Origin of the sequence: Nocardia sp. NPDC059195 (assembly GCF_042754695.1) — a bacterium.
Classification (GTDB): domain Bacteria; phylum Actinomycetota; class Actinomycetes; order Mycobacteriales; family Mycobacteriaceae; genus Nocardia.
The window spans coordinates 83,027-95,468 of sequence record NZ_JBHZBG010000017.1; the positions used below are offsets into that span (position 1 = coordinate 83,027).

Annotated in this window: 12 protein-coding genes; 7 read left to right on the plus strand and 5 right to left on the minus strand. The window is 65.4% G+C overall.

The window, feature by feature from the left end:
- Window positions 1-130: 130 nt before the first annotated feature.
- From ACFXKN_RS21535 to ACFXKN_RS21545, 3 genes are all read right to left on the minus strand, one after another.
- Window positions 131-403: a hypothetical protein gene (locus ACFXKN_RS21535; protein WP_378948078.1), complete on the minus strand. Its 273-nt coding sequence runs from the start codon at window positions 401-403 to the stop codon at window positions 131-133.
- A gap of 92 nt (window positions 404-495) precedes the next feature.
- Window positions 496-798 (minus strand): hypothetical protein, encoded by a 303-nt coding sequence (locus ACFXKN_RS21540; RefSeq protein ID WP_378948081.1) that lies wholly within the window; start codon window positions 796-798, stop codon window positions 496-498.
- A 54-nt stretch (window positions 799-852) separates the two neighbouring features.
- A complete protein-coding gene (locus ACFXKN_RS21545) occupies window positions 853-2,541 on the minus strand; it encodes an MFS transporter (protein ID WP_378948084.1) in 1,689 nt (562 codons plus the stop codon).
- On the opposite strand from ACFXKN_RS21545, the gene ACFXKN_RS21550 reads away from it, so the two are divergent.
- The 7 genes from ACFXKN_RS21550 (at window position 2,509) to ACFXKN_RS21580 (ending at window position 10,149) form a co-directional block, all read left to right on the plus strand.
- Window positions 2,509-2,877 (plus strand): MarR family winged helix-turn-helix transcriptional regulator, encoded by a 369-nt coding sequence (locus ACFXKN_RS21550; RefSeq protein WP_378948262.1) that lies wholly within the window; start codon window positions 2,509-2,511, stop codon window positions 2,875-2,877. The genes ACFXKN_RS21545 and ACFXKN_RS21550 overlap by 33 nt on opposite strands.
- A 258-nt stretch (window positions 2,878-3,135) precedes the next feature.
- Window positions 3,136-5,001: a molecular chaperone DnaK gene (gene dnaK, locus ACFXKN_RS21555; protein ID WP_378948089.1), complete on the plus strand. Its 1,866-nt coding sequence runs from the start codon at window positions 3,136-3,138 to the stop codon at window positions 4,999-5,001.
- Complete coding sequence (grpE, locus tag ACFXKN_RS21560) at window positions 4,998-5,564, plus strand: nucleotide exchange factor GrpE (RefSeq protein ID WP_379433680.1); 567 nt, start codon at window positions 4,998-5,000, stop codon at window positions 5,562-5,564. Before dnaK ends, grpE begins: the two co-directional genes overlap by 4 nt.
- Window positions 5,565-5,582: 18 nt before the next feature.
- Entirely contained in the window at window positions 5,583-6,779 is a 1,197-nt protein-coding gene (dnaJ, locus tag ACFXKN_RS21565) for a molecular chaperone DnaJ (RefSeq protein ID WP_378948097.1), read from the plus strand.
- Window positions 6,779-7,180 (plus strand): heat shock protein transcriptional repressor HspR, encoded by a 402-nt coding sequence (locus ACFXKN_RS21570; protein WP_101468370.1) that lies wholly within the window; start codon window positions 6,779-6,781, stop codon window positions 7,178-7,180. The genes dnaJ and ACFXKN_RS21570 overlap by 1 nt, the downstream gene beginning before the upstream one ends.
- 615 nt (window positions 7,181-7,795) lie before the next feature.
- Entirely contained in the window at window positions 7,796-8,965 is a 1,170-nt protein-coding gene (locus ACFXKN_RS21575; protein ID WP_379433681.1) for an FAD-binding oxidoreductase, read from the plus strand.
- Window positions 8,966-9,159: 194 nt separating this feature from the next.
- A complete protein-coding gene (locus tag ACFXKN_RS21580) occupies window positions 9,160-10,149 on the plus strand; it encodes an Rpn family recombination-promoting nuclease/putative transposase (protein ID WP_378948106.1) in 990 nt (329 codons plus the stop codon).
- Between the two features lie 211 nt (window positions 10,150-10,360).
- Here the strand turns inward: ACFXKN_RS21580 and ACFXKN_RS21585 are convergent, their stop codons facing one another.
- Together ACFXKN_RS21585 and ACFXKN_RS21590 are read right to left on the minus strand one after the other, a co-directional pair.
- A complete protein-coding gene (locus ACFXKN_RS21585) occupies window positions 10,361-11,119 on the minus strand; it encodes an FAD-binding oxidoreductase (RefSeq protein ID WP_378948109.1) in 759 nt (252 codons plus the stop codon).
- Between the two features lie 29 nt (window positions 11,120-11,148).
- The gene (locus ACFXKN_RS21590; RefSeq protein ID WP_378948112.1) at window positions 11,149-12,306 is read right to left on the minus strand and encodes an FAD-binding oxidoreductase; all 1,158 of its coding nucleotides are present in this window, start codon (window positions 12,304-12,306) and stop codon (window positions 11,149-11,151) included.
- Between the last annotated feature and the right edge of the window lie 136 nt (window positions 12,307-12,442).

The window sequence follows — 12,442 nt, forward strand, 5'->3', positions numbered from 1 at the left end:
TCTGCGGCCGGCCCATCACCGCCCGAAACACTGACATCCACCCCAGGACGCCCCCCCCTCCACGCGGAGGCGGGCAGCAGCGGCGGGCCTGCCACTGGCAGGCCCGCCGATGTCGTGTCGCCGACAGCCGTCAGATGAAATAGGCAGTGCCCGAAGAACTTCCGGTCCCGTACCCCAGACTCTTCGCGAACTCCCGAACCGCGATCAGCGCATGCCCCACCGGTCCCGGATCGCTGCAAGACCCGCCGAGCGAAGAAAACGTGCACCCGTCATCGGCAATGGCGACCCCGCTGTCAGCCACGGCACTTCCCGCGGACGCGACCATCCCGCCCCCGGCCAACGCGGCAATCACAGCGACCCCGCCGAACGCCCGCTTCCACTGAACCTTGCTCAATGCACGCATACCCCCGAAACTAGTGCCGCCACAACTGGTTCGCACCCGTATCGATGCCCCGAATATTAAGGGCAAAGCGAGGTTTGGACTCGAGCGTGCGGTCACCCACCCAGCACCGGCACGACCTCTTCCGCGAGATACTGCTCGATCCCACGCCCGGCACGCTCCGCTTGGACAACGGTGGCGCCGTGCGCCTCGGCCGCAGCCGTCAACACCTTCCGAGACTCGGCTTCGACCCCACCGCCGATCACCAGCAGACGAACCCGCTCTCGCCCGAGAACCGCAAGAGCCTCCTCGTCGGCGGTCGACCCGAGAACGCGGAATCCGAGCCCGCCGACATAGCCGAGTGCGGCATCGACAACTTCGCGACCACGCCCGACGGCAAGCAAATCAACTGTGTACATGCGATTCCTTCCAGAGTGCCGGGGCGCACGGCAATCCGTACGCCCCTGGCCGTTTCATACTGTGACGTTTTCCCGCTCATCATCGAGCACCCGTTGTTCCAGCTTCGCGGCCTTCGGCAGGGCGAGGAATCCGAGGCACACCAACAGCAGCATCCCGATGCCGTAGAACAGCGTGTGCCGGAACGACTCGGCGAAGTTCACCGCGTTCGCCTCGGTGCCCGCTTCCGCGAGAACTCGCGAAACTGCCGCGTCACCAACAGAATTCGGCTGACAGCTGGCAGGCACCACAGCCGGGTCGTCCTCGGCCGACCGATCGTGCACACACGCCGCGAACCCGGCCACGATCTGATCCCGCACCCCCACCGGCACTCCTTCGACCGCCAACTCCGCCCGGATCTGCGGCGTCACCGATTCCACCCCGCGATCCGAATCCCGGTCCAGTGCGGTGAAGAACAGCACGCCGACCAGCGCGACACCCAGCGCGGTCCCCAACTGCTGCCCCGTGTTGAGCAAGCCGGACGCCGACCCGGCCTCTCGAATCGGCACCTGCCCGAGTAGCAGCTCGAGCGTCGGCGCGACCACCATCCCGAACCCGGCCCCGGTGATCAGCAACGGCAACGCCATCTGCCACGAGGTGAACTCACTCCCGTACCGCACTCCCATCGCCCCGTACAGCGCGAATCCCGCCGCGTTCACCAGGGCCCCGATCATCAACACCTTGCGCCCGTAGCGAGCGGCGAGCACCCCGACCGAAAGCCCCGCTCCCACACCGGCACCCACCGCGAACAGCGCCGAAGTGAGCCCGGCCCGCAACGGCGACCACCCGAGACCACCCTGCATGAACAACGTCCACACCAGGAAGAATCCACCCATCGCGATCCAGAACAGCAACCAGGCGCCGAGCCCGATCGCGAACGGCCGAGACCGGAACAGCCCGAGGTCGACCAGTGGCGATCGCCCCGCCCGCGCGAGCCCGCGCTCATAGAACAGGAAGGCGGCGAACACCACGAGAGCCGCACCCATCATCACGAAAGTCCAAGCAGGCCAATCGAGTCGACGCCCCTCGGTCAGTGGATAGACCAGCAGCAGTACGGCGGAAACCGCCAGCACCATCCCGACCGGATCCAGTCGAGGCGGCTTCGCCGACTTCGAATCGCTCATCACGAACCACGCCGCGATGAACCCCGCGATCCCGACCGGGATGTTCACCAAGAAGATCGGCCGCCAAGCCAACCCGAACAGATCGGCCTGCACCAGCACGCCGCCGAGCGCGAGCCCGACCGCTGAGGCGGAGCCGCCGACACCGCTGTAGACGGCAATCGCCTTGGCCCGCTCCTCTTTCGGGAACGTGGTCTGGATGATGGCCAGGATCTGCGGCACCATCAGCGCCCCCATCGCGCCCTGCGCGAAGCGGGAGCCGATGAGCACGGTCGGATCGGTGGCCAGTCCGCAGGCGGCCGACGCGATCGTGAAACCGGCCATGCCGGTCAGGAAGACGCGTTTGCGACCGTAGATGTCGCCGAGTCGCCCGCCGGTGATCAACACCGCGGCGAAGGCGAGCACGTAGGCGGCGATGATCCATTCGAGCTGTGAGTACTCGGCCCGCAGGTCGTTGCGAATGCTCGGCACGGCCACATTGACGATGGTCACGTCGAGTAGATCCATGAAGCCGGCGGCCAGCACCACCGCGAACGCGATCCAGCGCCGCGGATCCGCGGCGGGGGGAGTGGGGGAGGTAGTCACGATCGTCTCTCTTCGAGTAGGGGAACCCCTCAGCAGGAGCTCGGCGAGGCGCTGGGTATCCACCGCAATGTCATGGTCGGACTGGTCGATGAACTGGAGAAACGTGACCTGGTAGAACGCCGCCGCCATCCCAGCGACCGCCGAGCCCACGCCCTCTATCTCCTGCCCGCCGCGCATGCCCTCTTGGCCGAAGCCGAGCAGCGAGTGGTCGAGCTGGACGCCGAGGTCCTGTCTCCGCTGTCTCCCGGGGACCGTGCCGTCTTCCTCGACCTACTGCGCCGAACCGCCGAGGGCAACGGCCTTCGCCCCGGCATCCATCCCGGCCTCACCCGATAGCCCGTCGTTGGTCTCCGGACCGTCACGATCGCGCATCAGGGGCTGCAGTTGAGCGCACTCGTGGCAAGAATGGCTCGGGGGTCGGGAAATTTTTTCGGGTGGCGGGAATGAATCGCCGCAGCTACTGGTTGTGCTGATCAACAACATGAGCGACCCTGACTCAACTTCGGGTTGACTCGCGGTGGATCTCGCAGGCAGGATTGAGCCCACTACGCTCAGCGTTGCATCAACCGAAACGTCAAACAGGAGGAAACCACTATGGCTCGTGCGGTCGGAATCGACCTCGGGACCACGAACTCCGTCGTCGCCGTGCTCGAAGGCGGCGAGCCGGTCGTCGTCGCGAACTCGGAAGGCTCGCGCACCACCCCCTCGATCGTCGCCTTCGCGAAGAACGGCGAGGTTCTCGTCGGTCAGCCCGCGAAGAACCAGGCGGTCACCAACGTCGATCGCACCATCCGCTCGGTCAAGCGCCACATCGGCACCGACTGGAACGTGGAGATCGACGACAAGAAGTACACGCCGCAGGAGATCTCCGCGCGCACGCTGATGAAGCTGAAGCGCGACGCCGAGGCCTACCTGGGCGAGGAGATCACCGACGCCGTGATCACCGTCCCGGCCTACTTCGAAGACGCCCAGCGTCAGGCCACCAAGGAAGCCGGCCAGATCGCCGGTCTCAACGTGCTGCGCATCGTCAACGAGCCCACCGCGGCCGCGCTCGCGTACGGCCTGGACAAGGGCGACAAAGAGCAGACCATCCTGGTCTTCGACCTCGGTGGCGGCACCTTCGACGTCTCGCTGCTGGAAATCGGTGAGGGCGTCGTCGAGGTCCGCGCGACCTCCGGTGACAACCACCTCGGTGGCGACGACTGGGACGAGCGCGTCGTTTCCTGGCTGGTCGACAAGTTCAAGGCGTCCTCGGGCATCGACCTGACCAAGGACAAGATGGCCATGCAGCGTCTGCGTGAGGCCTCGGAGAAGGCCAAGATCGAACTGTCCTCGGGCCAGTCCACCTCGATCAACCTGCCCTACATCACCGTCGACGCGGACAAGAACCCGCTGTTCCTCGACGAGCAGCTCACCCGCTCGGAGTTCCAGAAGATCACCTCCGATCTGCTGGATCGCACCCGCGCGCCGTTCCAGTCCGTGATCAAGGACTCGGGCCTGAACGTGGCCGATATCGACCACGTCGTGCTCGTCGGTGGCTCCACCCGTATGCCCGCCGTGTCCGACCTGGTCAAGGAGCTGACCGGCGGCCGTGAGCCCAACAAGGGCGTGAACCCGGACGAGGTCGTCGCCGTCGGCGCCGCGCTGCAGGCCGGCGTGCTCAAGGGCGAGGTCAAGGACGTCCTGCTGCTCGATGTCACCCCGCTGTCGCTGGGTATCGAGACCAAGGGTGGCGTGATGACCAAGCTCATCGAGCGCAACACCACCATCCCCACCAAGCGCTCGGAAACCTTCACCACCGCTGACGACAACCAGCCTTCGGTGCAGATCCAGGTGTTCCAGGGTGAGCGCGAGATCGCCTCGCACAACAAGCTGCTCGGCTCCTTCGAGCTCACCGGCCTGCCCCCGGCCCCGCGCGGCGTGCCGCAGATCGAGGTCACCTTCGACATCGACGCCAACGGCATCGTGCACGTCACCGCGAAGGACAAGGGCACCGGCAAGGAAAACAAGATCAAGATCCAGGACGGCTCCGGTCTGTCCAAGGAAGAGATCGAGCGCATGGTCGCCGACGCCGAGGCGCACGCCGCCGACGACAAGGCGCGCCGTGAAGAGGCCGAGACCCGCAACCAGGCCGAGTCGCTGGTGCACCAGACCGAGAAGTTCATCAACGAGCAGAAGCTGAGCGAGGGTGGCGCACAGGTCTCCGCCGATCAGCTGGCGAAGGTGGAGAACGCGGTCACCGAGGCCAAGCAGGCGCTCGAGGGCACCGATATCTCCGCGGTGAAGTCGGCCGTGGAGAAGCTGGCCACCGAGTCGCAGGCCCTGGGCCAGGCGATCTACGAGGCCAGTGCCGCCGCCGACGCGCAGTCCGGCAACGGCGCGGGCCCGAGCCAGGCCGACGACGACCAGGTCGTCGACGCGGAGGTCGTGGACGAGCCGGTCGACACGGACAAGAAGTGACCGAGGCGAACTCCTCGGAGCAGGAGTTGGTCGAGGAAATCCTGGACGACACTGCCGACGAGAACGCGGAGGCCGCCCCGGCGGACTCCGCGCTCGACGCCGAAGTCGTCGAACCGGAGCACGACGAGCTGGCCGAGCGCACGGCCGACCTGCAGCGGTTGACCGCGGAATACGCGAACTACCGTCGCCGGGTCGAGCGTGACAGGCAGGCCAACATCGACGCCGCCAAGGCGTCGGTGGTCACCGAATTGCTCGCGGTGCTCGACGATCTGGATCGGGCGAGGGCGCACGGCGACCTCGATTCCGGCCCGCTGAAGTCCGTCGCCGACAAGCTCGAGACCGCGCTCACCAAGCAGGGTCTCGTCGAATTCGGTGCCACCGGTGACCCGTTCGACCCCACGCTGCACGAGGCAGTGCAGCACGAGGGTTCGGGCGCCGACCCGGTGATCGGCATCGTCATGCGCAAGGGCTATCGGTTCGGCGACCGGGTGCTTCGGCACGCGTTGGTCGGGGTAACCGACGCGGAGGCATCGGACGCGGATGCCGCCGCGAACGAGGAATAAGAAAGGAGGAGATGCCCGGTGAGTCAACGGGAGTGGATCGAAAAGGACTTCTACAAGGAGCTGGGTGTCTCCTCTGGCGCCTCGCAGGACGAGATCAAGAAGGCCTACCGCAAGCTCGCCCGCGACCTGCACCCGGATTCCAACCCGGGTGATACCAAGGCCGAGGAGCGGTTCAAGACCGTCAGCGAGGCCAACGCGGTGCTGTCGGATCCGGCCAAGCGCAAGGAGTACGACGACACGCGCCGCCTGTTCGCGGGCGGCGGCGGTGGCGGCCGGGCCTACGGCGGCGGCGGGTTCAACCCCGGTGCCGGCGGCGGCTTTTCGCAGGACTTCAACATCGGTGACATCTTCGGTCAGGCCGGTGGCACCGGTGCCGCCGCGGGCGACGGCGGGCTCGGCGATCTGCTGGGCGGGCTGTTCAACCGGGGTGGCGGCGGCCGGGCGGCGGCTCGTCCGCGCCGCGGTGCCGATGTGGAGACCGAGACGACCCTGGGTTTCCGCGAGGCCGCCCAGGGTGTCACCGTTCCGCTGCGGATGACAAGTCCGTCGCCGTGCACCACCTGTCACGGCAGTGGTGCCAAGCCGGGCACCAGCCCGCGCGTGTGCCCGCACTGCAACGGTGCTGGCGTGGTCAGCCGTAATCAGGGCGCGTTCGGTTTCAGCGAGCCCTGCGACGACTGCCGCGGCACCGGGTCGATCATCGACGACCCGTGCACCGACTGCTCGGGTACCGGTATCCAGAACCGCACCCGCACCATCACCGTCCGGATCCCACCGGGCGTCAGCGATGGGCAGAAGATCCGGCTCGCCGGTCAGGGCGAGGCGGGTCTGCGCGGTGCGCCTTCGGGCGATCTGTATGTCACCGTGCACGTCAGCCAGGACAAGGTCTTCGGCCGTCAGGGCGACGACCTCACCCTGGTGCTCCCGGTGAGCTACAGCGAATTGGTACTGGGGACAACAGTTTCCGTGCCGACGCTGGACGGCCGGGTCGGCGTGAAGGTGCCCGCGGGCACCGCCGACGGGCGTATCCTGCGGGTTCGCGGTCGTGGTGTGCCCAAGCGCGGTGCGGCAGGCGGCGCCGGTGACCTGCTGGTCACGGTGAAGGTCGCGGTCCCGCAATCGCTCGACTCCGACGCCACCGATGCGCTCAAGCGCTATCAGGAAGCGGAGAAGGCCAGTGGCTTCGAACCGCGTGGAGGATGGGCGGGTGCTTGATGTCCGATGATCCGAAGTCCGTTTCGGGTGCTACCTCGCGTGCCGAGTTCTTCATGATCTCGGTGGCGGCTCAGCTGGCGGGGATGCACGCGCAGACGTTGCGTACCTACGACCGGCTGGGTTTGGTCACCCCACAACGGACCTCGGGTGGCGGACGCCGTTACTCGGCCCGCGATGTGGAGGTGCTGCGCGAAGTGCAGCGCCTGTCGCAGGACGAGGGCGTCAATCTCGCCGGCATCAAGCGCATCATCGAGCTCACCAATCAGGTGGAGGCGTTGCAGCAGCGCGTCGAGGAGATGAGTGCGGAGCTGGAGCGGTTGCGGGCGGGCTACCGGCCCGATCTGTCGCCGCCGGCGCGCAGTACCGCGCTCGTGGTGTGGCAGCCACGGCATCGGCGCTGAGCAGTATTCGATGCGACGAGCCTCCGGTTCGACATCCGCTGCGGTGGATGCGAGCCGGGGGCTCGCCCGTCTCCGGTCAACCCCCGGCGACCGTACAGCGACTATTCAGCAACTCACTTATTCATGATCTTGCTGATCGGAAGTAGTGCCGCGGCGCGCTGAGGTGCGGATTTATCACCCTGGACGTCCAAAAATTTGCTGCCGGGATGCTGAATTCGGATCAAACGGAACGCAATTCACCGTGCCCGCCCAGCCACTCCGGTGCACCTACCTGGCGTGTCATGGCCCGGCGCGTCGGATTGTGGCAGGCGGCAGGTGTAGCGGAAGAGTCGCTCTACCAGGCACTTTGGTATCCAGGTGTCTGGCATGCGGGGCGGTTTGAGGAATCATGGGCAGGTGTTCACCCGCAATTAACGGTCTTCGGGTATGTTTTCATGGGAAACTACTAGGAACCGCCTGGTATTTCAAGAATTACATGCGTGATGTTTAAGAGTACGATTCCTAAGCTGGCAAACCTCGCCTAGACTTCTCGCATCGGCTGCTGACGAGTGTCCTCCCAGCCCGTCACTCGCCGGCGCGGCTAGCGTTCGATGGCGAAACGAGGTTGTGACACATATGGATTCGCGGACTATCGCTTTGATCCGTACTACGTTCAAGGCGGTTGCTGCGGAAGAAGGTGGGTCCGAGAAGCTGTCGAGTTCGTTCTACTCGATCCTCTTCACGGACTACCCCGGTGTCCGCGACTACTTCCCGGCTGCCATGGATGCCCAGCGCGACCGACTCGTCACCGCGATCGCCTACGCCCTCGAACGACTGGAGGAGCCCGACAAGCTGCTGCCGTTCCTGGCCCAGCTCGGGCGCGACCATCGCAAGTACGGCGTGCAACCGGCGCACTATGTGGCCGTGGCCAACTCGCTGAAGTCGGCGCTGCGGTTGTTCGCCGGTGCGGAGATGTGGACCGACGAGGTCGCCAGCGCGTGGGATGAGGGCCTGGCCACTATCAGCGGCGCGATGATCAGCGCAGCCGACAAGGAAACGACACCGGCCACCTGGACGGGCACCGTCGTCGAACATCGCGAGGTGCTGCGCAATCTCTCGATCGTCCGGGTACAGCTCGACGAGCCGATGCAGTATGCCGCAGGTCAGTACCTCAGCGTGCAGATCCCCTCGCGGCCGCGCATGTGGCGTTATCTCTCGCCCGCGAATCCGGCTAATGCCAACGGCGAGATCGAGTTCCACATTCGCGGAGTGCTCGGCGGCTGGGTCAGCCCCGCGATGGTCGCGCACACCGCCGTCGGCGACCAGTGGCGACTCGGCTCGCCCCTCGGCGGCCTCGGCGTGCCACGCAACACCAAACGCAAGATGCTGATGGTCGGCTGTGGCTCCGGCATCGCCCCCCTGCGCGCCCAGATCATGGCGATGGCCCAGCGCCGGGTGAACCCGAAGGTCCACCTGTTCGTCGGCGGCCACCACCCCTGCGACCTCTACGACCTCCAGGTCCTGAGCAAACTCGCCATCACCAACAAATGGCTCACCGTCACCCCCGTCACCGAAAGTGACGAAAACCCCTGGTGGTACTACGACTCCGGCGAACCCCACCCCGAACTCCCCGGCCTCGAACCTCGCATGACCGGCCAAATCGGCAAGGTAGTAGCCAGCTACGGCCCCTGGGCAGACCGCGACGTCCAAATAGTCGGCTCCCCCTCGATGGTCCAAACCACCAAGTTCCGCTTGATGGCAGCAGGCACCCAAGCCCAGTCGATCAGACACGATCCCCTGTTCTGACTTGTCATTCCAGCAGGTACCCAAGCCCAGTCGATCAGACACGACCCCTTGTTCTGACTTGTCATTCCAGCAGGCACCCAAGCCCAATCGATCCGCCACGATCCCTTGTTCTGAGCGGTGAGCGGATTGCCATCTGGTGGTTGGTGCGGCTTCACGCATTTGGCGGCCGCCAGCTCGTGAGATAGCTTGTCGCTATGGGGGATTCAGCAGCGAAACCGCACGATGCTCTCTTCCGGCACTTCATCGGCCAGCCGAGCAACGCAGCCGCCCAAGCTCGCCCGGTCATCACATCCGCTCTAGCCGCGCGCATCGACTGGTCCAGCCTCGCCCTCGAGTCGATCAGCTTCGTCTCCCGGCACTTGCGCGGAACCTACAGTGATCTGTTGTTCAGCGCCCGTTTCGATGGCCGTGACGCATACCTCTACCTATTGCTGGAACACCAGTCCAGCAGCGACCATTTCATGTCGCTACGCATGCTCGACTACATGGTGTCGATCTGGAACAGGTACCTGCGTGATCACCCGAAGAGCAAGACCCTTCCGCTGGTTATCCCGATCGTCGTCCACGCCAGCCCCGATGGGAAGCGGTGGACCGCCCCGACCGATGTTGCCGACCTGATCGACCTCGGTCCCGACCTGCGGGCCGCTTTCGACCAGCATGTTCCCCACCTACGATTTCTCCTCGATGACCTCACCGCCGCGACCATCGATGAGCTCTACGCCCGTCCCAACATCCCCGAGACCCTTGCCTTGCAAGTGCTGTTGAAGACCGCTCCGGACAATCAGCGCCTTGATAGTGATCTCAAACGGCTGCTACCAGCCCTGATGGCGTTGGTTGGCGATGACTTGATCGCGATCCTGACGTACATTGTGAGTGTGGGCGACACTCCTGACGAGCGCCTGCAGCCCATCGTTGACAGCATCGGACCCGAAGCGAAGGAGGCCTTCGTGACAACCGCCGACCGACTCCGAACCGAAGGACGTACCGAAGGCCGGGCTGAAGGCCGGGTCGAAGGGCGGATTGCCGCTCTGCGAGAGATGCTGACCGAACTGTTGACCATCAAGTTCGGTAACCTACCCACCAAGATCACCGACGCGGTATCCAGGGCCGACCAGGAGCAGTTGCGTCGATGGACGACCAGATCCGCGACCGCCACCTCTCTGAGCGACATGCGTATCGCATAATCCCTGCTGAGGGTAAGCCAACCAGCCGCCCATATCGAGGATCAGGTTTGCCGCGGGTCGCTGTCTTTGTCGGCGATCGCATACTGATCGATCGCATCGACGGCAGCCTCGAACTCGGCGTCCAACCCGATCGTTCCTGCCCACTTGCGGGCCCGCTCGTTGAGGTCGGCACCGTTTGTCGTCGACCCATCGCTGATCCCTACGGCGGATGTCAGGCGCCTTCGGAGATGATGTTCGCTGGGGGAGTGCCTGATTCGATCAGGCGGTCGACGGTGGTGCGAACCATCGCGGGTGAGCCGCACACCAGGACTTGGTGTTTGGTGAACGGACCGTGCGCGGCGGCGACATCGGCGAGGGTGCCGTAGAGCATTTCCTCGGGACCGAAGCCCACGTCGGAGCGGGTCTGCTCATGCCATTCATCGCGCACCGCAGGATCATCCGGGTTCTCGACAACCGGAATGACGGAAAGCCAAGGCAATTCGCCCGCCAGCAGGAACAGCATGTCGTTGGCGTAGAGGTCGCGCGGCGAGCGTCCGCCGAAGAACAAATAGGTGCGCGGCGGAGTATCGCGGCGGGCCAGGTCAAGGATCTGGGCGCGCATCGGCGCCAGTCCGGTACCGCCGGCGATCATCACCACCTCGACAGCATCGGGATCAACCGCGAAAACCCCATGGGGAGCATTGATTCGCCACTGATCACCGGGTTTGGTGTCGGCGACGATAGAACTCGAACACCACCCACCGGGCACCGTCCGCACATGGAACTCGAGCTTGCCGTCCAGCGAGGGCGGCAGCGCGGGGGAGAACCGCCGCCGCACTCCGGGATGCTGTGGCACCTCCACCTCTACCGAACCCCCGGCTTCGAACGGCACGAAATCGCCGATCAGCCGGATCACGGCGAGGTCGTGGCGCAAGCGGTGGTGACCGACGACGGTCGCCGTCCATGCGGGGTCTGGAAAAGCGTTGCTCATCAGCCTCTTTCGCGAAGAGAAGGGCGGGTTCAGACAGGGTCGGCGGCGATGATCTCACTCGGTGTACCGGCTCGCTGGAGCGCGTAACGGGTGTTGGCGATCATCGTCGGCGATCCCGCGATCTGGATCTGACGGTCCGACCACGCGCCGAAGCTGGTCACCACCGCTCCTAGATTACCGACCAGCCGACGCGGCATGCCCATCGGCGCCTCGCCCGAATCCTGGGGATACCACCAGGGATTGGTGTGTTCCTCGCACACCGGCACCACGGTCAGCCACGGATTGGATTGCGAGAGCTGCCACATGTTGTCCACGTCGTAGAGGTCGCCGGGATAGCGCCCGCCGATGAAGAAGTGCACGCGCGGATTGATCCCACGCTGACTCATCTCGATCAGCTGCGCCCGCAACGGCGCGATCCCCGTGCCGGAGCCGATCATCAGCACATCGCGCCCCGACTCCCGGTCCACGTGCAAACCACCGAGCGGTCCGGCGATCTTCCACCGATCGCCGACCTTGGTGTCGTTGACGATCGCCGGGCTCACCCAGCCACCACTGATCCGCCGCACATGGAATTCGATTTCGCCATAGGGGTTCGCGGGGATGGCGGGGGAGAAGTAGCGCCACATATTCGGCCGCTGCGGCACCGCGACCGGCACATACTGACCGGCCTTGAACGGAATGGGCCCGTCGGCCTGCAACCGCACGATCGCCAGATCGTCGAGCACCCGCCGGTGACCCACCACGGTGGCGTCCCAGTACGGCTGCGACGTGTCCTCATTGGCGCCGATCGCCATCGACGCCGAGATCAACAGGGTGATGTCGCGCCAGCCCTCGTCGAGCTCCCTGGTCCAGCGGTTGCCGTGGAAGGTGCGCAGCGCCGCGAGCAGCGCGCGTCCGGCCAGGTCGTAGTGGTCGGCTTCGACCCCGTACTTGCGATGGTCGCGGGCCAGTTGCTCGAGGAAGCGTTGCGCTCGTTCGAAGTCCTCGAGATGGTCGAGGACGAACTGCACCGCCGTCGTGATCCGCTTGGCCTGCATGTCCATGGCAGGCGGAAACAGCTCACGCAATCTCGGGTCCTGCGCGAACAGGTGACCGTAAAAGGCGCTGATCAGCCGCTCGGACCCGCCAGGTGTCTCCGACACCCCGCGGAAATCGGCGCGGACCAGCGCAAGCGAACGCGCATCCACGTCGTCAAGCTCCATTCTCTGCAATTGCCGCAATGTGGCTCACCCGTGGGTGGCGCCCTTCCCAGTATCCCCCGAAACTGCCGTCTTGGTGCAGGGATGCTCGTCACGCCTTGCCCAACCGCACGGATCCTAAACC